Below are 25,476 nucleotides of genomic sequence, written 5' to 3'. Positions count from 1 at the left end.
CGCGCTCCCTCTTTTGATAGATAGCTCACACCCTGTAGACATTCGTAGAATGCCGACGACAGCAGGGCTTATCTTCTAAAGAAATCAACGACGAAGATGGGGAGCAAGTACTTTTTGTCCAGCTCTTTAAACAAAAATTTGCAGACCTAGAGGATATTTGTTACGGTTCAGGTATAGCGCCTCTCACGCCCAAACCTTACCGCCATGCACAGACTTTTTGGCCTGATTCCCAAGCCGTCTCCTATCCGGCCTCGGTCCCGAGTTTATGATTTGAAAGATCGTTTGGACTGGGGCGAACCGGCTCTTACCATCATTGATACTCGCGTGCGTGACAGCTTCCATGAGAGCCATGTGATGGGCGCAATTTCAATGCCCGCCGACTCTTTGGTCGATCAGGCTATAGCTAGCCTAGAGCTTGAGCGCGATCTATATGTTTATGCCGACACCGATGAAGAAGCGGCGGTTGCTGTGCAGCACCTCAGAAGTGCGGGCTACAAAAATGTCTCCATCCTGCGGGGCGGAGTGGCAGCCTGGAAAGCTGCCGGTTTTCCGGTCGAGGTGGTTTACGCAGCAGCTTAATAGCCCGCTAGGTCAAACTGATTTAAGCCTCCTTTGAAAGAATTGCCCTGCGTAAGTAAGCGCAGGGTTCGTGAGAAAGTGCACTGTTTTTAGGGAATTTGGGTATCTTTTAGCAGAAAGCTCTAAAAGATATCAAAATGAAAGCCCTGCGAGGTCCCTTAAAGGGGCTAGTTCCGTTTTTGGCCGCTCTGGCCCTTGTTCTTACCAGCAGCCTGACCCATGCCCAGACTCAAGAAGCGGTCTTGACAGGGGCTCCACCGTCTTTAGGTAGAGTTATCCGGCAGTACGAGCCGATTAGGCAAGACGGCGCATCTGCCTACGCCATTTGGGCAACCAGTGAGGCAACCTCTCACCAAGTCTGGTTTCGCGTCTCAGGGGGCGAAGCCTTGTTTCGGCAGCGGCTCAGGATATACAGAGAAAATGCTGGACCTCGCCTAGATAACAGCCTGCCTCCCCTGTCTACCCTAGTACAAGAAATCCTCACCAGCGCGCCCACTGGCTGGTATGCCCTCAACTCTGAGCGCGGTAGATACAGCTACTACATCGATGGAGACCATCGTCAGGGATCGGGCTGGAGGAATGATGAGGGTGTGCAAGTTACCCGTGTTCGGCACGAAAACGGTCTGTTCTTTCAAATTCGCTTTGAGGACGTCCCTCAACTTGACGACTATAACGATCTCATCGTCGAGGTAGCCTTTCTTCAGTCTCAGTAAAGCTATAACGGCTAAAGGGCAAATCTTGGCCTATCGCCTCAGACTCCGCTGACGGTATGAATCTTGAGGAAGTTAGTGCCCTGTGGCTGACTTGCGGGAATGCCTCCCATCAGCAGCATTTTGTCTCCTGACTGAACCCAGCTGCGGGCCAGCAGGTACTCTTCTGCTTGGGCCACCATTGCTTCAAAAGTATCGACAGACTGCTCTGTTAGAATCGGCCGAACGCCCCAGATCAAGTTGAGTCGGTGGTAGACTCGTTCGCTGGGGGTAAAGGCAATTACCGGCGCTCGAGGGCGTTCTCCGGCGGCAATAATGGCGGAGTAGCCGGTCTCTGTAAACGTGACGATGCAGCATAGCTCAAGCATCCTGTCGATGACGTTAAGCGCTTCGCTCAGGGCATGGGTAGCATCGTTGTGGGCAGGGGGATTGTTGACAAACTCTAGATCCTGCTCGACGTCGATGGCAATGCGTCCTAACATCTGAACGGCCTTAACCGGGTAGCGACCTACAGCAGACTCGCCCGACAGCATCACGGCATCGGTGCCGTCAATAATGGCATTCGCGACATCGCTAGCCTCGGCCCGCGTTGGTCGGGGCTGGTAGATCATGCTCTCCAGCATTTGAGTGGCGGTGATTACAGGAATGCTGCGCAGGTTGCACTGGCGGATGATGTGCTTTTGCAGCATGGGCACTTTTTCGCTCCGCATCTCGACTCCGAGATCGCCTCTGGCGACCATAACGGCATCACAGGCTGTTAGAATTGCATCCAAATTTTCGATTGCCTGGGGCTTTTCAATCTTTGCTAGCACGGCAATGTCAGTTCGGTTGTGCTGGGCCAGCAGGTGCTTGAGGGCAAGAATATCTTCAGCCTGACGGACAAAGCTGAGGGAAATGATGTCAACGCCCTGGGAAATTCCGAATTCGACGTCGCGCTGATCCTTGTCGGTCAGAGAAGGCAGCCGCAGGTTCAAATCAGGCAGGTTAACCCCTTTACGGCTTTTCAAAAGGCCTCCCTGAATCACCCGGCAGCGCACTTTGGGCGGCTCGACCGCCTCGACGACTAGCTCTAGCAAGCCATCATCTAGCAGCACTTGCATCCCCGGCAGGCACTCCTCGGCCAGGTAAGGATAGTCGATACCCACATCTGCACTGTGGGTCGCCTCGCTTAGCGGCACCAGGTCGATAAGCTGATTTTCGATTAGGTCGATGGCTCCATCGGGGAGCTGCCCTACTCGAATTTTAGGCCCCTGCAGGTCTTGAAGCAGTGTGATGGGGGTGTCTTGGGCTTTGGCTACCTGCCGCAGCAGAGCGACGGTGTTGGCATGGTCTTCGTAGCTGCCGTGGGAAAAGTTGAGTCGGGCTACGCTCAGGCCATTTTGCAGCATCTGCTCTAAAACGGGTTTGGAGCTGCTGGCAGGGCCAATGGTGGCGACAATTTTGGTGCGGTGTAGCAGAGGAGGCATGGTGCAAGGGGCGTGACCACAAGGTTCCAGTATAGGAAAGCTGGGTCAGGGGGTCTGTAGTCTACCCATCATTGGCTAAGAGGCCTTGAGTCAGCGTCGTGCTTGCAGGTTTTGAGAATGAGGGCTTCAGCTTCGGCTGCGGGTAGCGGCTTGGCAAACCAATAGCCTTGGGCATAGGGACAGTTGAGCGTTTGCAGAAGGTTCATTTGATCGACGGTTTCGACGCCTTCTGCGATCGCAACCATGCCCAAGCTCTGAGCCAGCGCTAGAATTGCCTGCACCATTGCCACCCCCCGGCTATCTTCTTCCATGCGGCTGACGAAGGAGCGATCAATTTTGAGAATATGTACCGGAAACCGATGCACCACGCTGAGAGAGGAGTAGCCGGTACCAAAGTCGTCAATGCAAAGCTGAACGCCCCGCGCCTTGATCGCCCCTAGAATGGCTTCGGCGGTTTCGGGGTTATCGATCAGAGCGCTTTCGGTGATCTCGAGGCGCAGGCGAGAGCTGTCTAGCCCAGTATTGGTGAGAATGCCATCGAGATCTTGAATTAGGTTGGCACTGGCAAACTGTTTGACCGACAGGTTGACTCCCATCACCAGCCCGGCGGCCTGGGGAATTTGATCATGCCAGCACTTGAGCTGCTGGCTGGCCATTTGAATAGTCCAGGTGCCGATGGGCAGGATCAGCCCCGTTTCTTCGGCTAGGGGAATGAAGATAGAGGGCCCAATGCAGCCCCACTGGGGATGGTGCCAACGGATCAGCGCCTCAAAACCAATTAGCTGCTGACTCTGCAGGTCAAAAATGGGCTGGTAGTAGAGTTCTAGCTCCTCCCGCTCCAAGGCCCGACGTAGATCGTTTTCTAAGGTGAGTTGGAGGTTTACCTGTTCATACATGCTGGGGTCAAACAGAGCCGAACGGCCCCGGCCCAGCTCTTTAGCCCGGTACATGGCGGTGTCGGCATCTCGCAGGAAATCTACGGCGGCCAGCGAACCCGTTAAGTTTGACGAAACACCGACGCTAGCGCTGATAAAAATCTCCCTACCCTCCAGCTCAAAGGGCTGACGCAGCACTTCGTGAATCCGTTCGGCAACGTGTAGGGCTTCCTGAATGTTTTCAATGGCGCTGAGCAGCACGGCAAACTCGTCTCCCCCTAGCCGAGCAATCAGATCATCGCTGCGGATGATTAACTGGAGCCGCTGGGTGCATTCAATCAGCAGCTGGTCGCCGACTAGATGCCCCAGGCTGTCGTTAATCACCTTGAAGCGATCGAGATCGATAAAGAGCACAGCAAAGGCGTAGCCCGGGTTGAGTTCAACCAGATTAATGGCCTGATTGAGCTGCTCCATGAAGTAGTTGCGGTTGGGCGCTCCGGTCAAAGAATCGTGCAGGGCTTCGTAGACGAGCTGGGCTTCGATTTGCTTGCGTTGGGTAATATCCATCAGGGTGCCAAAGAGCTGAACTACCTGATGATTTTCGTTCTGGCGGCTTTGACCTAGCAGATGGACGTGGCGACACGTGTTGTCGGGGTAGAGCAGGCGAAACTCTAAGCTGTAGGCCACGCCAGTACGAATTGCGGCTTCGACCATCTGGTACAAAGCTTCGCGGTCTTCGGGATTGACCCGAGCGCAGATGGTGCTCTGCCCAGGAGCCTGATCTGCTGGGGTAAGCCCAAAGATATGAAACATCTCATCGGACCAGGTGATCTCGTGGGTGGTCAGGTCCCATTCCCAGTTACCGGTATGGGAGATGTTCTGGGCCTGCTTCAGTCGGGCTTCGGCTCGCTGCCGTTCGGCCAGCTCACGCTGGGCCTGCTCCAGTGTGTGGGCTTGCTGAATAGCGATCGCAAGCTGATTGGCCACAATTTGGAGTAGCTCTATCTCTGAATCTTGCCACTGGCTTTGCTGCTGCGATCGCAGCAGCACCATACAGCCCCAAAGCCGATCGCCTAAAACATGCAGGGGCACCAGCAGCCAGGTTCCTGGAAGCTTTTGAGCCATCTCTTGGGTGGCCGTATCTTCTAGCAAATTAGTATCGCTGACCTGCACGACCTTGAGCTGTTTCAGCCGATCTGATAAAGGATTGGCTTGATCGGGAATGACCTGGCCCAATACAGAGGGCAAGTTGGGACTTTGCTGGTGCTCTGCAATGACCTGCCAGCAGGCAGCCTCGGACTGATAACGACAGAACATAACCTGATCAATCTGCATCAGGCTAAACATTTCGGCGGCAGCAGTGGAAAAGATGGTATCGAGATCAAGGGACTGGCGAATGGCCTGGAGTACCCGATTGAGGGCCTGTTCTCGCCGAATCTGCTGCTGCAGCTGCTCGTAGGCGCGCTTGCGATCGCTAATATCATGGAAATAAACCGCCAAACCCCCTGGAGTCGGGTAGATCCGGACTTCATACCAAGCATCAAAGGAGGGGTAGTACTCTTCCAGCGTGAGGCTGATGCGCTCCTCTACGGCCCGATGAAATTGCGTAAAGGAGCTAAGCTGAGCGATTTCAGGAAATTCTTGCCAAATCACTCGACTGAGCAGCTGCTCTCGACTTTGATGCAGCAGCTGCTCGGCTCGCTGATTAATGTAGGTAAACCGCCAAGACTCGTCTAGAGCAACGAAGGCATCCGTAATGCTTTCGAGAATGTCAGCTACCTGCCGATGGGACTGCATTAAAGCATCTTCTGCGTATTTGAGATCAGTAATGTCAGTCTCGGTGCCCGCCATCCGCACAGGCTTGCCTGCACTGTCGCGCACAGCAACGCCCCGCGTCAAAATCCAGCGAATACTGCCGTCTCGATGGAGCATTCGATGGGAAAGGGCGACCTCGGTCGTACGCCCCTCCAAGTGGGCCTGCAGGGCGGCGTTTACTTTGGCCCGGTCTTCGGCATAAAGCAGCTCTCTCCATCGCTCCATCTGATTAGTAACGTCTTCATTGCGATAGCCCAGCAGGGCCTTGAGGTTGGAGCTGATGTAAATCTGGTCGGTGGTCAAGTCCCAGTCCCAGACGCCAACTCGGCTCTCGCGGGTGGCTAGAGCATAACGCTCTTGGCTTTGGCGCAGGGCCAGTTCAGCGGCTTTGCGGTCACTGATATCTTGAGAAACGCCAATGCTAAAAAGAGGATTGCCTTCGCTGTCGCGCACTAAACAAACGGTCAGGTTGACCCAAATTACCTGCCCTGCCCTGTCCAGGTAACGTTTTTCAATAGAAAAGGACCGGATCTGGCCTGCCAGAAGTCGCCGGTGGTAAGCCAGATCTGACTCCACATCCTCAGGATGGGTAATCTCAACAAAGTTCTTTTGGGCCAGCTCTGCCTGAGTGTAGTTCAATAGCTGGCACAGCCCAGGATTAGCTTCGATCATCACGCCTGAGAGGTCAGCCATGCAGATGCCCACACCGGCCTGTTCAAAGATCGCTCGAAACCGAGCTTCGCTCTGACGCAAAGCATTTTCCATTTGCTTGCGATCAGTGATGTCTTTACAGATAGCCAAAACGCAGGTCTTGCCTTCAAACTCAATCAGTTCGCAGGAAATCAGCAGGGTGCGGATTGGCCCCTCAACCCCTTGGCGGTAGTCCATTTCCTGGCTTTCGAGGGAGCCGCCTTGCCGCAGCAGGCGCAGCAGCCGCGCTACCTGACGCGGGTTGGGAATGAGCCCTAATTCAACCGGGGTATGGCCCAGGATTTGCGATCGCGGCACCCCTCCAGCCAGCACTTCAAAACTGGGATTGAGTGCCAAATAGCGCCCCTCTGGAAAGGTGGCAATAGAGATAGGGTCAGGGCAGCACTGAAAGACGCTGGAGAAAACGGTCTGTGTCTGGTTGAGAATCTGCTGTACCTGCTGGTGCTCGTAGGCCAGAGATAGGCTGGCAGCGACCGTCTTGAGCAGGTTGATTTCTTCAACGTCCCACTGGCGGGTCTGGGTGCAGTCGTCGAAACCGATAAAGCCATAAAACTGGCCAAAGGTTAGCGCCATTGACGACTTGGCTGTGCGGATCGGCAAAATCAGAATGGACTGAATGCCTTGGGGTTCAAGAAGTTCTTGTTCAGAGGGGGGCATATCAGTGACAGAGCCCACCACAGGTTCTCCTTGAGAGAGCAAATCGTACCAGCGTGGCGCAAAGTCGCGGTAGCTGATGTTCTGCAAAACAGGATTGTCAATCTCTGATTTGATGCCCTGGTTGCACCATTCAGCTCGCTTGCTGCTGACCTGATTGCCCTGGGCATCGACATGGTTCTCAAACAGGTAGACCCGAGAGACGTTGGTGGCTAGCCCCAGCAGCTGCAGCACCCGATTAAAGATCCGCAGGCGGTTGCGCTGCTGCAGACCCACTAGCTCCTGATGGACCAACACCAGCGTAGCCAGATAGCTTTCTCGCCTGGGAATGGGCAGGGCTGCCTGGGCTGAGGGCTGTCTGGGTAAGGCTCGGTGTTCGGGCAGCTGCAGGGTTAGAGCTGCTCGATCCAGGCTCTGCCGAGTGACCAGCCCAATCAGCTCGCTGTGCTGATTGACGACTGGGAGATAGGGCAAGCGGCTGCGCTGGAGCTTTTGTTGGGCCTGCAAGATGCCTTCGGTTTCGGCTACCGTTTCGGTGTGGGCCAGCATGAACTGGCTGACCGGAGTTTGGGTCAGATCCTGCCCGCTAGCAACCGCCTGAAAAATTTCCTGCTCAGTCAGCACACCCAAGCAGGCCTGGCTTTTGACTACCCAAACGCAGCTATGAGGTAAGCCCTGCATTAAGGCAGCCGCTGAGTGAATTGATGCTTCGGGCGGCAGCGTGGGAAGACCGGGTTCCAGAAGTTGGTGAACCTGTGCCGTATCGTCTGAAACCGGGGAAAGTGTCATCGTACCCTGGGGGTTGAGAGCTCTGGTGAGAACCGGGCAGATTGAGGGGAATCTAAGCGGAGTAAATCAGCAGTTAGCTTACCCAGATGCGATCGCATGGGTGACATAAGTCTTATTCTGCCACTCGACAAAGGTGCCCATAATCTGGAGAATGTCCTCTGCGCGCGCAGAAGACATTCTCAGCTCAAAACCAATACCCTAAATATGGCTCCTAGTTTTGAATTGGAGTAGAAAAAACTGACAAATAGCTACTGGGATTTGGGCGCAGAACTGGAAGTATCGTCTGGGGCAACAAACGGGTTGAGGCTGCGCTGCAAATCCTGGCGCAGTCGGGCCAAAACGTCAGAAGTTTCGGCCTCCTCAAGCACCGTCTGCATGACTCGGCTCAGGCCCTCAGGCCCCCAGGTGCAGCCCTGCTCCAAATAGCGTTTGGCTGCCTGCCCTACTGTATAGGTGCCGTAACCCGAAGCCGCCGCTTGAACGATCATAGCGCTGCCCAGAGCTGGCAGGCCAACCGGACTGCTGACCAGGCTAAACAGCGCTGATAGGGACTTACCTGCCCCCAAAAGACCGCTGGTCAGTTCTCCCAGCAACAGCAGCCCGGAGCTTTTCAAAATCGTGCCCCAGAGCTGGCTGGCCTGGTAGTTGGTAATAGGAAACCCATAGAGTCGGGCCAGGGAGCGAATCATTACCAGATCTGAGGTCAGTCCGCCCAGCAAATCTAGTAGGGCAACTGGGTTGAGCGCCACAACTAAACCCTTATAGCGGGCAAACCGCCAAATCAAATCGTCTGCGGCTCCCTCATGTAGCGTGGTTACCTGGTTGACCAACTGGGCCTCTAGCTGACGGGCTTCTCTAAGGGTATTTAGCGCCACTAGGGTAGCACCATCTTGGTATAGCAGCGTTGTCAATGCTGTCTGTAGAGCTTCAATCTCAGGGGTGGGCTGCTCCCACTCATAACGAGTTTGCCCGTCGGGCCATTCGACTCGAACCTGCAGCGGGGCCGGATTAGCAGCAGTCCTGATCACCTTGTCAATGGAAAGGGGCGCTGTCTCAGGAGCCTGTTCAGCCGCCGCTTGCTGCAACTGGCTAAGGTTCGCAGAGATGGCTTCCTGATCGACATCGGGGTAGAGATCGATTTTGTTGAAGATTAGCAGCAGCGGCTTTTGGGCGGCCTGGAGCTGCTGCAGGGCCGTATATTCGGTGTGAGTGATGTCGCCCGCGACCACAAACAAGATTAAATCAGCCTGCTGAGCCACAATCTGGGCCATTTCAGCCCGCCCGGCTCCCTCAATTTCATCGAGGCCGGGGGTATCAATAAACTCAATCTGCCAGGGGTCTGCCACGTTCTCCTGAGGCGCTGCAGGCTGCCAGTAAACTGAACGCGGCCATCGGGTCACGCCATGAAGGGGGCCGGTCTCTAGCACCGGCTTTCCCATGAGGGCGTTGATAACGGCAGACTTGCCTCGGCTCACCAGACCAAACACGGCCACTCTCAAGGTGTGGGAGGTCAGCCGAGCATTGAGGCTCTCTAGCTGTTCCAGCCGAGACTGCAATGCTGGCCCGTCTGTCTCGGGAGCGGTGTTTTTACCAGCGGGCGAGACAGACGGACGGAGCGCAGTGTAACGCTGCAGGGTTTGCTGCAGCGTTTGCCGTGTCTGGGCTAGGAAAGAGGGAGGTGAGGCAGAGGGATCGGTCGCAGGAGAGGCGGGAGACATTTCGGGGTGGGCTCAGACCTGAGCGGGTAGGGCGGGCTGAGTAGCAGGCGCGGGCCGCAGGCGCTCTAGGCCCTGCTGCACCAGGCGCAGCAGCAGCGCCCCCTGGCTATTTTGCTGGAATAGCGCCTGCAGACGTTGACCAAAGCCTTCTAAGGAGAGCGTTGGAGCGGTCTGTCCGGCTAGGGCGGCGGCCTCAAAATGCTCGATGAGGCTGAGCCCGGCTAGGCGAGTGAGATAGGCGGCGCTCAGCCCTTGCACTACACCCCCCGCAACGTAGGTAGCTGCATGGCTCTTAAGGACAGTAGTCAGGGCCTGGGTAGAGAGCTCTACCAGCCCTAGCTTGACCGTTAGGCTGGCCAGGGTAGCCGCCGCAGTTTTAGCCTCTTCCAACGAGAACTGGAAGCCGTAGACCCGTCCCAGATCCATAATCAGCTGCCCGTTGATGGCAACAGCTGCCAGCAGATCCAAACTGGGCACAGGGCTGGCAAAGGCCGCTGCTCCGGCGATCCACTGAAGCTGTTCTACCAGGGGCAGGGCCTGCTCTCGGTGCACCTGGTTAAGGGCAGTTTGCATTTCTCGGCGCAGGGTCTCGCTCTGGCGTAGGGTGGTGGCATAGACCAGGGCTGCCCGGTCAGCTGCCGCTTGGCCCAGGGCGGGGGTGAGGGCTGTGAGGTCGGCAGATACCGGTTCCAGCCATTCTTTGAACTGCCCGTCTTCTTGGTGGCGGCGCACTTTAATGGGGCGGGGAGCAGCTGCGATCGCAACCACCGTCGCTGCTAGAGGTAAGCTTGCCACCCGCTGCCGCAGCTGCTGCAAAATACTCTCCCGGTCTGCAGGCAGGTATTGGTCTTGCTTGTTGAAGACCAGCATTAGCCGCTGCCCAGACAGCAGTCGCTGCTTTAAGAAGCTGTAGGCAGAATCGGTTAAGTCTCCAGCAGTAAGAAAGAAAACGGCATCCTGGTGGGTCAGTTCATCGGGGACAGTAGCCGAATCTGCGGGCAGAGGAAATTCTTGAAAGTTGAGGCTGACCGCACTCAGTTCAGCCGTAAGGGTGCCTGTCTGCAGATGGCTCAGCAGAGTGCTCTTGCCGCTGCGAGGCTCACCTACCAGGCCAATCTGAAGCGTCTGTCGCTCTAGCCCCGTCTTAAGGTCGGCAACCTGCTGCTCAAAGGCGGCTAGCACTGCCTGCCAAGATTCCTGAGCGCTGGGGCTGAGGGTTGTTTCAACCGCTGTCGCCAAGGTTGCTCTTAGGGTCAACAGCTGGGCCACAGCTCGCTCAACGGCAGGGCGATCGGCAACAGTAAGCTTGGGCTCTCCTAGCTGGGGCGACTTGCTTTGACGTCGCCACCACCAGATACCAGAACCCAGTGCGATCGCACTTAACAACGTGGAAGAGTCAAAAATGTGGAACTGGACTGTATCTAGCAACCAGAGTGTGGCCGACAGACCGAGGCCGCCAATCAGAATAGGCCGTTTTGCGAGCATGGTTACCCTACTATTGTCCTGGGAGTGTGAGGTGAATCTGCTAGGAGCACCGGCAGGATGCCAGATGCCTCAGTTCTTTCTATTTCTATTCGCTGCTTCTATTTTACAGAGGTGGCTGCCCTCCTTCCCAGTGGGGTTTACACCCTATTGAGGGTTAATTTCCCCTTTTATTTATTCTTTGGAGAAGCTTGGGACTAGCCGCCTTGCTGTGGCCATTGTTGAGATCCCACGGAGATAGACTTGAGAATGGAACCGAGAATCTAAAATAGACTACTGAGGCTATAGTCTATAAGCTGTCCTTAAATTCCGTATTCCGGTCCGTATTTCAGGAAGCTCCTGTTGTAGACTCTCATTCTCTAATACCTGCGCTGTAAGTCCCCTTACCATGCAACCACCCATTCTTGCTGGCACTGTGCTGCAAAGTCGATACCGTGTGCTCCAAATATTGGGGCAGGGCGGCTTTGGCCGAACCTATCTGGCTGAAGACCTAGGACGGTTCAACGAACGCTGTGCTCTCAAAGAATTTGTGCCTTTGCAGGGCTCCGATCACTTTTCAGGTAAGGCCACGGAGCTGTTTCAGAGAGAAGCAACCATTCTCTATCAAATCCAGCACCCGCAAATTCCCCAGTTTCGGGCCACCTTTGAAGAAGACCAGCGGCTGTTTCTGGTGCAGGACTATGTTGAGGGGACAAACTACCGAGATCTGCTCAACCAGCGGCTAGGGCAGGGCATGAGCTTCAATGAGGCCGAAGTCAGACAGTTTCTGCAGCAGATACTGCCGGTGCTGGCTCATATTCACGCTAAAGGCATTATTCACCGCGACATTAGCCCAGACAACATCATTCGTCGTCAGGCTGACGGCCTGCCTGTGCTGATTGACTTTGGGGTGGTTAAAGAGGTCGTCACTCGGCTGCAGCGAGACACCCTGACTCAGCAAGCGACGACCGTTGGCAAGCTAGGCTATGCCCCCAGTGAGCAAATGCAGTCGGGTCGGGCTTACCCCAGCAGCGACCTGTATTCCCTGGCGGTGACGGCAGTTGTGCTGCTGACTGGGCGCGAACCCCAAGACATCTTTGACGATGTCAACCTGACCTGGCACTGGCAGCGGTTCTGCCCCAATGCCAGTTTAGGATTGGCCCAAGTGCTGAATAAAGCCCTGAGCTACCGGCCCGGCGATCGCTATCAGTCGGTCAGTGAGATGGCTCAGGCTCTGGGGGTAGCAGGTCAATCGACAGCGACTGTTGCGCCGCCGCCAGCCGCGGCGGCAGCGGTGCCGGCCAACCCCTCTGCCATGAAGACGGTGGCGGTGGGCCGCGCCTATCAGCCGACCCGTTCGGTGACGACTCCAGTGCCTCGAACAGGTCCGGTGACGCGAACGGTAGAAGAACCTTCTGTCTGGGAAAACCCCTGGGCCGTCGCTGTGATTGGCCTAGCCCTGGCCTTGGTGGCTGGCCTTGCGGGCTGGACTGTAGTCAGACTGCTCAATCGAGAACCTGCAGTAGTCACGTCACCAACACCCGAAATTACGTTAAATCCAACCCCACGGCCGACAACTCCAACAACGCCATCTCCAACGGCGACACCTACCACCCAGCCTGTAGAGTACAGCCAGCAGCTGTCTCTGAATCTGGGCGAGGAGCGCACTGTGCGGGGCAGCCTACGGGCCAATGAGACGGTAAACTACCAGTTTCAAGGTACTCAGGGGCAGCGGCTAAGTGCCAACATGGAAGGTGAAGGGGTGCTGTTGACGGTTCTAGCCCCTAACGGTGAGCCGGTTGATGATCAGGCTCAGCGGGTGCTGGGCTGGCAGGGAGAACTGCCGTTTACAGGCCAGCATGTGATCCGCTTAAGCCCGGTACAGGGGCTTTCTCAAAGCAACTATGCGCTAAATGTCACGCTAGAAGAACCTGCTGCACCGGAAACGCCCGAACCCGAACCCACGCCTGAACCTACACCCGAACCTACGCCCGAACCCACGCCCGAACCCGAACCTGAGGTTTTAGAGCAGCGAGTACAAATTCCGGGCGGAGCCACCAGCACTCAGGTATCGGGGTCGGTAGGACCAGGCCGGATCCGCCGCTATGTCGTCAACGCTCAGCAGGGCCAGGTTTTGAGTGCAGAAGCTCCTAACGTCAGTGGCCCGGTGCGGTTAGATGTGCGGTTTCCGGGAGGGGAACCGGTGCCAGGGGCCTCAGGTGTGTTGGCTTGGGAGGGCCAGTTGCCGGTCGGCGGAGACTTTTTAATCGATGTGCAGTCGGCGAGCCAGGCTAATTTCACCCTGAGAATTGAGGTAGCAAACTAGCCTATGGCTGCTCTCAATGCCCTGATGATTGCAGGTACCGATACAGAGGTCGGTAAAACTGTGCTGACTAGTGCTCTAGCTGCCTACTGGCAGAAGTTTCTATCCTCTCGCTCTCTGGGTTTGTTAAAGCCAGTGCAGGCAGGGGTAGGAGACCGGGAACTGTATCAGCGGCTGTTTTTGCCTGATCAGCCCTTGGAGGCGATTACTCCCCAATATTTTTCAGCCCCTCTGGCACCTCCTTTGGCAGCGGCTCTAGAGGGGCGATCGCTCGATCTCACAGCAGTCTGGCAAACTTTAGAACGGCTGTGCCAGGAGCGGGATTGGGTGCTGGTAGAGTCGCTAGGCGGCCTAGGCTCGCCTGTAACCGAGGAATTGGCGGTGGCCGATTTGGCGGCGGCCTGGCATCTGCCGGTGGTGCTGGTGGTGCCGGTGCAGCTAGGTGCGATCGCACAGGCGGTTGCCAACGTTGCTTTGGCTCGACAATGCCAGGTTAACTTGCGCGGCATTGTGCTCAACTGCTGTCAGCCCCGATCGCCAGAAGACGTTGCCCAATGGGCTCCTGCCGAGCTAATCACGCGGCTTACCCAGGTTCCTATTTTGGGAACGCTGCCCTACTTAGACGATCCAGAAGACCTGGAGAAGCTTTCAGCTGTCGGCTCATCGCTTCAGCTTGAAGCCTTGGGCTTGCTGCTGTAAAGGGCCCGAGCCCCAAGCCTTAGCTCGCCTGTATCAAGCCGCAGCCCGGACAATTCAACCATAGGTATAGTGCAGTGGCCCGCTAACGAGCGATACCATAGATCAACGGCTGGGCTTTGCACAACCATCGATCCCGTCTTCCTCTTCAGGCTTTTCACGGATCTGGTTTTGGGTCTCCCGGTGTAGGTACTTTGTTTAGATTTAGCAACTTATTTGAAAAGTGTGCGGATAGCAGCCGGTTAAGCGGTGTAAGAGAGGTAGCAGGGAGTTCATAACAATTTTACAAATCTAATCCCTGTGCTTAAGTCTGATGCTCTAGGGGCAATCTAGCAGCGTCTGTCGAAAGACTATTGCACACTGTTGTCAGTTGCCTCAAATCGATCCCCCCAATTGCGTCTGTATTAAGAAAACTTCTTTCAGTATTGAATTTTGTGTCATGGTTTCAGCGGTTCCTCAATCTACCTCTCTTCAGTCAGACAGTATTCGTTTGACCATTGCTAGCCTGCAGCCTCAGTTGATTGACTGGCGGCGACGGCTTCATCAGCAGCCCGAACTGGGTTTTCGTGAACATCAAACGGCTGACTTCATCCGTCAAAAGTTAACGCAATGGGGCATTCCTCATCAGCATGGCGTGGCGGGTACGGGAATTGTCGCAATAGTGAGTGGTCATCGTCCAGGGCCGGTTCTCGGAATCCGGGCTGATATGGATGCGCTGCCGATTCAGGAGCTCAATGAGGTGCCTTACCGCTCGCAGCACGACGGTGTTATGCACGCCTGTGGCCACGATGGGCATGTTGCGATCGCACTGGGAACGGCCCATTACCTTTCCCGATATCCAGACTTTGCCGGCACCGTGAAATTCATCTTCCAGCCTGCTGAAGAGGGGCCAGGGGGAGCCAAGCCCATGATTGAAGCAGGGGCACTGAGCAACCCCAATGTGGATGCAATCATCGGTCTGCACCTGTGGAATAACCTGCCTCTAGGCACCATCGGCGTGCGCACTGGAGCGCTAATGGCGGCGACCGAGCTGTTTCGCTGCCGCATTCAGGGCAAGGGGGGTCATGGCGCAATTCCGCACCAGACGGTAGACTCGATTGTAGTGGGGTCTCAGGTGGTGAATGCACTGCAAACCATCGTTTCCCGCAGTGTCGATCCGCTAAAATCGGCTGTGGTTACTATCGGTCAATTCCATGCTGGTTCGGCTCGCAACGTCATTGCCGACAGCGCTGAAATCGCTGGTACAGTGCGCTACTTCGACCGGGGCTACGATGGGTTTTTTAGCCAGCGCATTGAGCAAATTGTGGCCGGTATTTGCCAGAGCCACGGAGCGACCTATGAGCTTGAATACCAGGCGCTCTATCCACCTGTTGTCAACGATGCGGCCATTACCGAGCTGGTGCGATCGGTAGCGCTGTCGGTAGTGGAGACTCCTGCCGGCGTTGTGCCTGAGTGCCAGACCATGGGTGGAGAAGACATGGCCTTTTTCCTACAGCGGGTACCGGGCTGCTATTTCTTCCTGGGGTCGGCCAATGCGGCGAAACAGCTCGACTATCCTCACCATCACCCCCGTTTTGACTTTGATGAGACGGTGCTGCCGATGGGGGTAGAAATGTTTGTTCGCTGTGTAGAAGCCTACTGTGCGGGCTAGGGCGCGTTAAAAACCGTCTGCTTTTCAGCGCAGAGGGTCTATCTGCCGCTATGCTAGGGCAAGATTTCAGCTGACAGGGGTAGGACATGAAAATCCGTCAGACCGGGTGGGCTGCACTGGCGATGGTGGCACTGCTAGCCGCGCTGGTGCTGAGTAATGGGGCCAACCTTTTCCAGCGATGGGGGATGCCAGCGGCTCAGGCGCAGCTATCAGCTCAGACTCCTACACCGACTCCGGCAGCCCCGGCAGCCCCGCTGCCGTTAGGGGGCACCTTTACTGACCCCCAGGCTCGCTTTGAAATTGGTCTACTGGAAACCATGACCGTCAGTTCGGCGGGGGGTAGTCCACTGTTTCAGCGGCCGGATGGCAGTCTAGCCTATACCGTGGTGGTGGTGCCACTAGCTCCAGGCTCAGCCGATCCGTTGCCGGATGTGGCTCTGGTGCGGGCTGCCGAAGAAGCCTTTGGCTCAGGCGAAGGGTTTCAGACGACGGGCTTTCAAGCGGTTAATGGCGGCGGTCTGCAGATTGGCTGGAGAGGCCGACTGAGCCAGGGCAGTGCGCCACCTGCGCCGGTCACGGGTACTATTCTGGCTAAACAGCAGGGGGAAAACGTTTTTCTGCTGACGGTGGCAGCGACAGACGCTGGCGCGGCTCAGGTAGGAGATGCGATCGCATCCCTCGCCCCTACTCTCAAAGCACTTTAAAGTTCTGCTTAGGCTGTACTGAGTCAGAAATAGCAGAATATTCGAAGGACGGGTCAGAACAAAGTCAATGCCTGATAGTCTAGGGAGTGGTTTTTGTTCAGTGGGAACGTGATTGACCCAAATGCTGAAATCAACCGGCTGCGAGATCTAATGCCCGCCTCCGGTCGCATGAAGACCCGGCTGATGCTCAGCGAAAGCCAGCCTGGCCTGATCTCGGCGGATGTCCCTCGACCCTGGAACCAAACTCATCCGGTTACCCTCAATCTGGCACTTTGGCAGCAGTTGACCGAGCCTCAGCGGGATTTGCTGTTTCTAAGAACCATCTGTTGGGTCACTGCCGTTAACCTGCTCAGGCCCAGCTGGTACCAGGGTTTGGCAGCGACCGGAATCGTCGGTACACTGTTTGAACTGTCGCAGGGCGATGCTGTGGGAGTTTTGACCGCAGCCGGACTAGCTACCCTGGCAGGCGTTCAGCTTTGGCGCACCAGCCGAGGAGTGCGAGTGGAAACTGCCGCTGACGAGAGAGCGGTTGAGGTGGCCCAGCGGCGGGGCTACACTGCTGCCGAGGCTGCCCAAGCCCTGCTGACGGTAATCGAAACCGTGCCCAGCATTGAGGGGCGCAGCGGCCTCAATGCCATCGATCTAATCCGCTGCCAGAATCTTCGGTCCCTAGCCGGATTTAGCCCTGCCCCGCTGCCAGAGCGCTATTTTCAGCCATAGTCCGCCCTTTCTAGCCGAAAACTTTTCTCCCAACTCTATGGAACCCTCCCCCCCAACCCTTCCGCCTCAACTGTCTGACTCTGCTCCCCTAGAAGGTCCACCGCCTCGCCTCTCGTCTACCCGCTCGACCCTCCTTCAAGACCTGGGGCAAGGGCTAGAATATGTTCGTTTTATCTGGCGGGTATCGACTCGCATTCGGGGCTGGCGCAACCGCTGCCGCTTTATAGTTGGGCTGATTCTCTGGAAACCTTTTCTGCCCAAAGACGGCCTCGACTAGGGGGACCTATGTATTGCGATGCCAGCCAGTTTGAGTTTGTGCCAGCTTTAGAGCAGCACGGGTCCGCCATCAAAGCAGAACTAGAGGCCCTGCCGCCCGAGGTGTTTGTACCCTACCCAGAGCGATACTTGCTCGATAAGCGAACCGGCTGGGACATTGTGGGCCTATATTTTTTGGGTGTCAAAATCGACCTTAACTGTGACCTTTGCCCCCGCACAGCCAGTCTGGTGAGAGCCATTCCGGGCTTGGTTACCGCAGGCTTTTCGCGACTTGCACCGGGAGCCCACATTGTGCCCCACTCCGGTAAGCCGGTGGGGGTGTTGCGCTGCCACATGGGCATTGATGTGCCACCTCGCTGTGGCTTGCGGGTGGGGCCAGAGATTCGCCGCTGGGAAAACGGCAAGTGCCTTGTGTTTGACGATACCTCAGAGCACGAAGCCTGGAATTTAGATGAGCGTCATCGTACCGTGCTGCTGTTAGACTTTAAGGCTCCGGCCTGGTATCAAGCGGCAGGCAAAGCTGCTTAGTCGCTATGGCCTCCAACCCTGCAACCCTACCCTCCGACTCTGCCCAATTTTGGCGTGGCTCAGCTCGGCTGGTCTATGCCCATGATCAAGGTAAGACTGTGCTGGCTCAGAACTATGCTCAGGCTCCTTTGAAGCTGCAAAAGCCCCTCTACCCAGAAGGCGACTCGGTCTGTCACAGTGTGCTGGTGCATACGGCAGGGGGCATGGTGGGTAGCGATCGCATTCACATTGAAGCCGATCTAGCCCCAACCAGCCGCGCCCTAGTTACTTCAGCGGCGGCCAATAAGATTTACCGTAGCCAGGGCCAAACGGCCCAGCAAGTCACGCAGCTTGCCCTATCAGAAAACACTTGTTTGGAATGGCTGCCCCAGGAAACCATTGTGTTTAACGGAGCCCACTTTTATCAGCAGACCCGAGTTGATCTGACAGCAGGAAGCATTTGGCTGGGGTGGGACATCACCCGCTTTGGCCGCAGCGCTCGGGGCGAAACCTTTCAACAGGGCCATTGGCGATCCCATTTAGAGATCTGGCAGGCGGGCCGACCGCTATGGCTAGACCGGCAGTTTCTGGCAGGTGGTAGTGAAACGCTAACTAACCTGCATGGATTGGCTGGGCATCCCGTATTGGCTTCTTTGGTGCTAGTGGGCTATACCCCAACTTCTGACGACCTGGAAAAGCTGCGGGCTTTGAAGCGACCGAATGCCCCGGCAGAGGTGGGGATAACGCGGCTACAGCAGGGGCTGCTCTGTCGCTACCGAGGCCCTTCAAGTCAGATGGCGCGGCAGTGGTTTGTGGCGCTTTGGAGCTGTTTGCGGCCTGTTTATTTAGGGCGACCGGCTTGTGTTTCTCGGATATGGGGGGTTTGAGGGGAAACGCGGAATTGACCTTTCGGGAGCGGTAGAGGGGGAGGTTGCGATCGCATAGGAAATTCCAGCAGAAATCCTCTAAACTGTCCTTGATATTGGGACTAGCCTTCTAGTCAGGTTTTCCTGGCCTGATATCGGTCTGTTTTCTCCCCGTGGCGCAGGCTCTGCCCGACCCATTTTTACTTAACCACCCCTATGCAGCTGACACCCCAAGAAAAAGATAAGCTCCTCATCTTTACGGCAGCGCTTTTGGCAGAACGGCGCAAAAACCGGGGCCTCAAGCTCAACCATCCAGAATCAGTTGCCTATATTTCTGCCGCTATTTTAGAAGGGGCGCGCGATGGTCAGACCGTGGCAGAGTTGATGGCCTATGGCACCACCCTGCTGGCGCGAGATGAGGTAATGGACGGGGTAGCAGAGATGATCCACGAGGTTCAGGTAGAAGCAACGTTCCCGGATGGGACTAAACTGGTCACTGTCCACAATCCGATCCGCTAGAGGCCCAATGTCTCAACCTGCTGCCGACTCCTCTCCAGAAGATTTTCCCCTCGACCCGGCAGTGCGACAGGCCGTACTGACTGGGTTGCTAGACCAGCTAGACAGCTATGTTTTCCCAGAGGTAGCTGAGCAAATCCGGCAGGATATCCAGCAGCGGCTGGCCAACGGCGGCTATGGAGACGTTACTGGCGGGATGCAGCTGGCTGACACCGTAACCGCTCAACTGCAGACCCTCAGCCAAGACCCCCAGCTGCGGCTCTACTTTAGCCCCGACCCCCTGCCCCACCTAGAACCAGCAGCAGAGCCGACGCCCGCCGAAATCGCCCGTCAGCAGCACTTGAGCAGCCTGCGTAACTTTGACTTCAACCGGGTTGAGCGGTGGCGCGGCAACGTCGGCTATCTGGAGCTGTTTGGCTTTGAGCCGCCAGAGTTTGCGGGAGAAACGGCAGCCGCAGCAATGGCCTTTTTGGCCCATACCAGCGCTCTAATTATCGATTTGCGCCATAACCGAGGTGGCTCCCCAGGCATGGTAGCGCTCCTGTGCAGCTATTTGTTTCCGGCCTACCCGTCTCTACACCTGAACGATCTCTACTGGCGAACGACGGACTCGACTCACCAGTGGTGGACCCTGCCCTACGTGCCCGGTCAGCGCTATCTCGACAAGCCGGTTTTTGTGCTGATCGGGCAGACAACATTTTCGGCAGCAGAAGAATTTGCCTATAACCTACAAACCCATCAGCGAGCAACGATTGTAGGTGAAACAAGCCGGGGCGGTGCCCATCCGGGGTCGGGCCATCGGCTTCACGACCACTTCTGGGTCTTCATTCCCAATGGGCGGGCCATTAATCCTATTACGGGCACCAACTGGAACGGAACCGGGGTAATTCCCGATGTGAAGGTGCCTGCAGAACTGGCTCCCAAGACAGCCCATCTGATTGTGCTGACCCAGCTTCTAGAAGGGGTTCAAGAACCTGCCTTCCGACGGGAGCTAGAGGAAGCGCTTCAGACTGCCGAGCGGGAACTCAACCAGCAGCGACAGGATTTAATTAGCCAGCTAGGAGTAAGGTCATGATTCCAGGAGAGCTGATACCCGCAGAGGGTACAATCGAGCTGAATGCCGGTAGGCCGACGGTGACCTTGGCCGTTGCCAATACGGGCGACCGACCGATTCAAATCGGTTCCCACTTTCACTTTTTTGAGGTGAATGATGCCCTGAGCTTTGACCGTGACCAAGCGCGAGGCATGCGGCTAGATATTCCGGCGGGCACGGCAGTGCGTTTTGAACCGGGAGATGAGCGCGAGGTGACGTTGGTGCCCTTAGTCGGGGAACGCCAGGTCTATGGGTTTAACGCCAGGATTAATGGTGCACTCTAGGGGCAAAGCATTGCGGGCAGCATCGCAACTGGCAAGGGATCCTCTGCAATACTTTGCCTTTAAAGCCATCGGGCAAGCCGATAAATATGGAAGAAGATATTGATAGTTTTGGGTTGAGTCTTTTGTGAAGATAGAGGTGACGGGAGCTAGAGATTAACCCCAAATTTTGGTGGACAATGCCCGCCCTACAATGCCTCGAAGCCTGCACCCCATATGATTACGCCTGATTACTGCTATGCCTTGGCAACCTATAACCAGTGGATGAATGAGCGGCTGTACAAGGTGTGCGCAAGCATCCCCGATGAGCCCCGCAAGCAAGATCGGGGAGCCTTTTTTGGGTCAATTCACGGCACCTTGAATCACTTGCTCTACGGCGATCGCGCCTGGATGGAGCGATTTCAGAGAAAGCTCCCCTCGCTCAAGCAGATGGGGCAAGACCTCTACGAAGATTTTGATGATTTGCGCTCTCAACGGGAAGCAATGGATCAGGAGATCTTGAGCTGGGCAGCTGCGCTCTCAGAGGAGTGGTTGGCCCAACCTTTTGAGTACACCAGCAACGTGGACGGCAAAACCCGAGTGCTGCCAACCTGGGTACTGGTAACCCACCTGTTCAACCACCAGACCCATCATCGGGGACAGCTGACCACACTGCTGAGCCAGCTCGGTTATGACTATGGCGCTACCGACATTCCGTGGTTGCCGGATGCGCCGTGGTGAGTAAGGGGGCGGAGGAGACAGCTGTAGCTTTTGAAGGTTTAGGGAAAAACGTTTAGCCCCTGCTCCCTTGCTTACCTGCTCCCTCACTCCCTACTCCCCGCTTTCTATGGCCTTTGAATAATCTGCTCCAAAATCCGCTGCTTCGACTTGGAATCGACACCAATGATCCGCACGTACTCATTGGGAAAGCTGCCCAGGCATTTCTCTAGGGCGGCAGTTGCTTCACCGATGTCTTTGGTTTGAATGGAGGCGCAGGTTTGCCAAGCGTTGGTGCGGAAGCGGCGCTGATCAACGTGTTCTATACCAACGCGGTAGCCCTGGTTGAGGAGCTGCTTCATCTGGTCTATGGTTTCGGGCTTGAGCTTGCCGTTAGTTGCGCCGTTGGTTGAGGTAGGGGGGCTGTCTATGGGGCAAGCTGGAGCTGAGGCTGTTGCGCCTGAGGCCATTGCAGGGGAAGGGGGCTGCTGATGGCCATTTCCTGGTCCCTGATAAGCCCGGTAGAAAGGATCTTGGGGAAGAGCCGCCTGGTCTGTTGGTGAGGGGGCATCTCGACCCGATTTTTCCCGCAGGGCTCGGTTGTACTGGTCGCCTAGGCGCATGGTCTGGACTCGCTGCTGTTCGCGGACAATGCGATGGCCGACTTCGATCAGGTGGGGCACGCTAAAGTCGGGTTTGCGGAAGGTGGGCGGATTGGTGGAGTTAACGACGCGGCGAGAGACGTTGTCTAGACCGACTTCGTAGATGAAACTGCGGATTTGCTCGTCGTAGATTTGCGATCGCATTGCCCCATAAAAGTCAATCGCCTGGGTTGGGAAGGTATCGACTAGGGTTTCGATATCTCTTTTGCTGAGGTTGTCGGGCTCAAAAATGCCGCTGACGATACCCACCCGGTCATCCCGGTCGGGCTCCCAGTAAAACTTCTCCATCCGCCCTTCTCGAATTAGCGGTTCATAGAGGGTCGAGAAGTCGTTGCCGGTAACAATAATCGGCACCCGGCGAATCGGCGTTTCATCGTAGCTGCCGGGCAATTGCACGTTTGTGGGGGTGTCGGCGATGTTCATCAGCGTGTTGTTGACCAGCTGCGTGTTGACCGTGTACTGGGTCATGGCATCGAAGCGGCCCGCCCCCGCATCGAGGTCATTAATCATTAGCACAGTCATCACTCCGCGTACCCGCACCAGCTCAGCCGCCTCTCGGTAGCGCAAGCGAATCAGCCGGGCCGGGTCACCCGCATCGGGGCTTTCTAGCTCGCCGCCTGAAATGTGGACGGCCTCTATGCCCATGCGCTCATACACCAGCTCACACTGGAAGGTTTTGCCCTCGCCCTTGCGCCCGTGGACCCCGAGAATGAGCGGCATCCGCACCCCCGGCAAATCCAGAAAATTCTTGGTGATATGGACAGCCAGCTTGTCGAGAAACCGAGGTGCAATGTAATAAGCCATGAGGAACCAGCAGAGGACTATCAGAAGCGGGCGGCTACTGCTGGAGAACCCCTAGTCCAATCTCAGCATGCTCAATGCCCCCTTGTCATTATCCCGTAACACTGGACTAACAAGGGGCGAGATGAGGAGGAGTTGGCTATAAGCAGTTCAGGTAGAAGGTATTGGTTTTACAAATCTCTCCCTTTCCCCGCGTCTTCTCCTCCCTGTGTCTCTATTCAAATGCCCTGCCTTTAGACGACCTGAAATGCTGATCCTAGGCCGGAGCCGATCTCAGCCGGGGTGAGTTTGCCGTCGTGGTCGATATCGAGGGCATCGAAGACAGCATCGGTGCCGAGCCACTCCTCGCGAGTGATAAAGCCGTCGCCATCGAGGTCATAGGCTTGGAACAAGTCATCGGCAGCGTGGTTGACCTTCTTTTCGCCTTCTAGCCGTTGAGTTAGCCGTTCGGCGAGGAACTGCTCCAGGGTTTCTAAGGCTTTGCTAAAGCCTTTGATGCCTTCATCGAGTTTTTCGGAGGCCATGCGGTCTTCAGCGTGCATCTGGCGGAAGCTGGCTTCATCCATGGGGATGCGCTCGATATCCATGCTGGCGGCTTTTTCAGGATCAAGTTTACGAATTAGCTCGGCTTCGGTGCTGTTGAGCTGGTCGAGCAGTTTGGGGGAGATAGTTAGCAGGTCACACCCGGCCAGTTCGCAAATTTCGCCGAGGTTGCGGAAGCTAGCGCCCATAACTTCGGTTTGGTAGCCAAACTTTTTGTAGTAGTTATAGACAGTGGTGACGGAGATGACGCCCGGATCTTCTTGGGGCGCGTAGTCTCTGCCGGTTTCTTTGACATGCCAGTCAAGAATGCGGCCCACAAAGGGCGAAATCAGCGTGATGCCTGCTTCGGCGCAAGCAATAGCTTGGTGCAGGCCAAATAGCAAGGTGAGGTTGCAGTGAATGCCCTCTTTTTCGAGAACTTCGGCAGCTTTGATGCCTTCCCAAGTGGAGGCAATCTTGATGAGGATGCGATCGCGACTTACCCCTGCTGCTTCATATTGAGCGATCAGGTCACGGGCAATGGCGAGAGTGGCTTCAGTGTCATAGGACAAACGAGCATCGACTTCGGTAGAAACCCGGCCTGGAATAATTTCGAGAATCTTCAGGCCAAAAGCTACGGCCAGTCGCTTAAAGGCCAGGTTGGCAATTTCTTTGTCCGACGCTCCAGAACCGGCATCGCTCTTAGCTTTTAGCAAAGTTTCATCGACGATTTCCTGATACTGGGGCATTTGAGCCGCAGCTGCAATTAGGGAAGGGTTCGTCGTGGCGTCGCGCGGGGTGAACTTTTCAATAGCTTGAATATCGCCCGTATCGGCAACGACGATGGTCATCTCTCGAAGCTGTTCCAACAAACTCCGTGCCATGTCTCTCTCCTGGTTATGAGGGCTGAAACTAGCCCCCATTGTAATCAGGGGGCCTGAGCCGAGGATTAACTGCAGATTAAAGCAGCGCAGCCTGTTGGGAGCATTTGCAGGCCAAAAAGCTGCCTTTATTTTTTACAAAGAAAAAGCTTTTGGCATTCCTGAAAACGCGAGTTAATCAGAGCAGCTTTACTACTGCCCCGAGTTTAGAATGGGCTGACCCACCAGCATGACCTGAACAGAACTGCCTGCAGCCACGCTATTTTGGCCGATGGGCACAACTGCCAAAGCATTGGTGCCAGCCAGGTTAATCAGATTGCCCGAATTGCGGGTGCCTCCTGCCAGCATAAATTCATAGCCTGCTGCTGTCTGCTGTAGCTGACCCCATACATAGGTTTCTCGCTTGCCGCCAGATCTCAGGTCTTGGCGAGTGGTGGCGGTAACAAAGGTGGGAGCCCAGGAGTGGGGCAGCCCCGAAAGCTTGCGCAGAGCAGGCTCTACAAAGCGCCAAAAGCTGACTAGGGCCGACACAGGATTTCCCGGCAGCCCAAAGTATAGAGGCGAGCGGCTAGAGGCTGAGTTGCCGAGTCTGTCTTGGGCAGTGAAGGTCGCAAAGGTTAGGGGCTTCCCTGGCTGTACGGCCACGGCCCGAAAGTGTAGGGTTGCGCCCAAGTCAGTCAAAATCTGGTCAACATAGTCGTAGTCACCTACAGAGACACCCCCCGAGGAGAGCACTATATCAGCCTGGGTCAAAGCGTTGGCGATAGCAACTTTGAGCGCTGCTGGGTCATCGGGGACAATGCCTAAACAGCGGGCCTCTGCTCCAGCCTGCTGCGCTAGTGCTGCTAAAGCGTACTGGTTAGAATCAACAATTTGGCCGGGTTGGAGCGGCTGATCAGGCGTTACCAGCTCGCTGCCGGTCGAGAGAATAGCGACTCGGGGACGCCGAAAAACGGATACCTGAACGCACTGAGCCGCTGCCAGAACCGCAACCTCAGGTGCATTTAGCCGCAGACCCGGAGATAGCAGGGGATTGCCGGCCTGGTAGTAGCTGGCCCGGTGTCGCACAAACTGCTGTGGCTCAGGGGCTTCTAGAACGCTGACCTGAGTTTCTGTGCGCTCGGTGACTTCCTGCATAATCACCGTGTCGGCCCCCTCCGGCATCATCGATCCGGTCAAGATGCGGGCTGCTTCTCCTGGCTGGAGGAGGCGCTGGGGCGGCTTACCGGCAGGAATCTCTTCGCTAAGGGTGAGCGTGACAGGGTTGGTTGCCGAAGCTGCCTGCACGTCTTCGTAGCGAACGGCATAGCCATCCATGGCCGAGTTGTCCCAGTGGGGGAAGTCGAGGTGGCTGATGACTTCGGTGGCGAGAATTCTTCCGGTCGCCTGCTCTAGGTTGATAACCTCAGCATCGTGGTGGGAAAACAGGGGAACAACTTGACTGAGAATAAGCGCTTCGGCTTCGGCAGCAGGAATCATAGGGGAAGGGGAAATCTCAGGGCT

The 25,476-nt window shown here is 56.1% G+C and carries 21 protein-coding genes; 14 read left to right on the top strand and 7 right to left on the bottom strand.

Annotated features, from left to right (window positions below; all coding sequences use genetic code 11):
* Nucleotides 1-204 precede the first annotated feature (204 nt).
* A complete protein-coding gene (locus H6G13_RS08400) occupies nucleotides 205-579 on the top strand; it encodes a rhodanese-like domain-containing protein (protein WP_190482674.1) in 375 nt (124 codons plus the stop codon).
* A 137-nt stretch (nucleotides 580-716) separates the two neighbouring features.
* On the top strand, nucleotides 717-1,292 hold the full coding sequence (locus H6G13_RS08395; RefSeq protein WP_190482673.1) for a hypothetical protein: 576 nt from the start codon (nucleotides 717-719) through the stop codon (nucleotides 1,290-1,292).
* A gap of 38 nt (nucleotides 1,293-1,330) precedes the next feature.
* On the opposite strand, the gene pyk is transcribed toward H6G13_RS08395, so the two are convergent.
* The 4 genes from pyk to H6G13_RS08375 form a co-directional block, all read right to left on the bottom strand.
* Nucleotides 1,331-2,755, bottom strand: a complete 1,425-nt coding sequence (gene pyk / locus H6G13_RS08390) for a pyruvate kinase (RefSeq protein ID WP_190482672.1) — start codon at nucleotides 2,753-2,755, stop codon at nucleotides 1,331-1,333.
* A 68-nt stretch (nucleotides 2,756-2,823) separates the two neighbouring features.
* A complete protein-coding gene (locus H6G13_RS08385) occupies nucleotides 2,824-7,599 on the bottom strand; it encodes an EAL domain-containing protein (protein WP_190482671.1) in 4,776 nt (1,591 codons plus the stop codon).
* Nucleotides 7,600-7,847: 248 nt separating this feature from the next.
* Nucleotides 7,848-9,317 (bottom strand): DUF697 domain-containing protein, encoded by a 1,470-nt coding sequence (locus tag H6G13_RS08380; protein ID WP_190482670.1) that lies wholly within the window; start codon nucleotides 9,315-9,317, stop codon nucleotides 7,848-7,850.
* Nucleotides 9,318-9,329: 12 nt separating this feature from the next.
* Complete coding sequence (locus H6G13_RS08375; protein WP_190482669.1) at nucleotides 9,330-10,802, bottom strand: YcjF family protein; 1,473 nt, start codon at nucleotides 10,800-10,802, stop codon at nucleotides 9,330-9,332.
* A 385-nt stretch (nucleotides 10,803-11,187) separates the two neighbouring features.
* Here H6G13_RS08375 and H6G13_RS08370 point away from each other — a divergent pair, with 385 nt between their 5' ends.
* The 12 genes from H6G13_RS08370 (at nucleotide 11,188) to H6G13_RS08315 (ending at nucleotide 21,131) form a co-directional block, all read left to right on the top strand.
* Nucleotides 11,188-13,104 carry a serine/threonine-protein kinase gene (locus H6G13_RS08370; RefSeq protein WP_190482668.1) on the top strand — a complete coding sequence of 639 codons (1,917 nt, stop codon included), beginning with the start codon at nucleotides 11,188-11,190 and terminating at the stop codon, nucleotides 13,102-13,104.
* A 3-nt stretch (nucleotides 13,105-13,107) separates the two neighbouring features.
* A complete protein-coding gene (bioD, locus tag H6G13_RS08365; RefSeq protein ID WP_190482667.1) occupies nucleotides 13,108-13,800 on the top strand; it encodes a dethiobiotin synthase in 693 nt (230 codons plus the stop codon).
* Nucleotides 13,801-14,236: 436 nt separating this feature from the next.
* Entirely contained in the window at nucleotides 14,237-15,448 is a 1,212-nt protein-coding gene (locus H6G13_RS08360; protein ID WP_190482666.1) for a M20 family metallopeptidase, read from the top strand.
* Between the two features lie 86 nt (nucleotides 15,449-15,534).
* Nucleotides 15,535-16,152, top strand: a complete 618-nt coding sequence (locus H6G13_RS08355; protein ID WP_190482665.1) for a hypothetical protein — start codon at nucleotides 15,535-15,537, stop codon at nucleotides 16,150-16,152.
* Between the two features lie 93 nt (nucleotides 16,153-16,245).
* Nucleotides 16,246-16,872: a DUF3318 domain-containing protein gene (locus H6G13_RS08350; protein ID WP_242028191.1), complete on the top strand. Its 627-nt coding sequence runs from the start codon at nucleotides 16,246-16,248 to the stop codon at nucleotides 16,870-16,872.
* A gap of 37 nt (nucleotides 16,873-16,909) precedes the next feature.
* Nucleotides 16,910-17,149 carry a hypothetical protein gene (locus H6G13_RS08345; protein WP_190482664.1) on the top strand — a complete coding sequence of 80 codons (240 nt, stop codon included), beginning with the start codon at nucleotides 16,910-16,912 and terminating at the stop codon, nucleotides 17,147-17,149.
* A gap of 8 nt (nucleotides 17,150-17,157) precedes the next feature.
* The gene (locus H6G13_RS08340) at nucleotides 17,158-17,676 is read left to right on the top strand and encodes an aspartyl/asparaginyl beta-hydroxylase domain-containing protein (RefSeq protein WP_190482663.1); all 519 of its coding nucleotides are present in this window, start codon (nucleotides 17,158-17,160) and stop codon (nucleotides 17,674-17,676) included.
* Between the two features lie 5 nt (nucleotides 17,677-17,681).
* Nucleotides 17,682-18,542 (top strand): urease accessory protein UreD, encoded by an 861-nt coding sequence (locus tag H6G13_RS08335; protein WP_190482662.1) that lies wholly within the window; start codon nucleotides 17,682-17,684, stop codon nucleotides 18,540-18,542.
* 195 nt (nucleotides 18,543-18,737) lie between these two features.
* Nucleotides 18,738-19,040 (top strand): urease subunit gamma, encoded by a 303-nt coding sequence (gene ureA / locus H6G13_RS08330; RefSeq protein WP_190482661.1) that lies wholly within the window; start codon nucleotides 18,738-18,740, stop codon nucleotides 19,038-19,040.
* 7 nt (nucleotides 19,041-19,047) lie between these two features.
* Entirely contained in the window at nucleotides 19,048-20,112 is a 1,065-nt protein-coding gene (locus tag H6G13_RS08325) for a S41 family peptidase (RefSeq protein WP_190482660.1), read from the top strand.
* Nucleotides 20,109-20,414, top strand: coding sequence for an urease subunit beta (locus tag H6G13_RS08320; protein WP_190482659.1), 306 nt, complete (start codon nucleotides 20,109-20,111; stop codon nucleotides 20,412-20,414). The genes H6G13_RS08325 and H6G13_RS08320 overlap by 4 nt, the downstream gene beginning before the upstream one ends.
* A 213-nt stretch (nucleotides 20,415-20,627) precedes the next feature.
* Nucleotides 20,628-21,131, top strand: a complete 504-nt coding sequence (locus tag H6G13_RS08315; protein WP_190482658.1) for a DinB family protein — start codon at nucleotides 20,628-20,630, stop codon at nucleotides 21,129-21,131.
* A 104-nt stretch (nucleotides 21,132-21,235) separates the two neighbouring features.
* On the opposite strand, the gene H6G13_RS08310 is transcribed toward H6G13_RS08315, so the two are convergent.
* The 3 genes from H6G13_RS08310 to glp form a co-directional block, all read right to left on the bottom strand.
* Complete coding sequence (locus H6G13_RS08310) at nucleotides 21,236-22,573, bottom strand: ribulose bisphosphate carboxylase small subunit (protein WP_190482657.1); 1,338 nt, start codon at nucleotides 22,571-22,573, stop codon at nucleotides 21,236-21,238.
* A gap of 230 nt (nucleotides 22,574-22,803) precedes the next feature.
* Nucleotides 22,804-23,976, bottom strand: a complete 1,173-nt coding sequence (locus H6G13_RS08305) for a transaldolase (protein ID WP_190482656.1) — start codon at nucleotides 23,974-23,976, stop codon at nucleotides 22,804-22,806.
* A 189-nt stretch (nucleotides 23,977-24,165) separates the two neighbouring features.
* Entirely contained in the window at nucleotides 24,166-25,452 is a 1,287-nt protein-coding gene (glp, locus tag H6G13_RS08300) for a gephyrin-like molybdotransferase Glp (protein ID WP_190482655.1), read from the bottom strand.
* Nucleotides 25,453-25,476: the final 24 nt, after the last annotated feature.

This window comes from Pseudanabaena sp. FACHB-2040 (assembly GCF_014696715.1).
Taxonomy (GTDB): Bacteria; Cyanobacteriota; Cyanobacteriia; order Phormidesmidales; family Phormidesmidaceae; genus JACVSF01.
The sequence above is the reverse complement of the archived record's forward strand: the minus strand, read 5'-3'. Positions and strand labels throughout refer to the sequence as shown.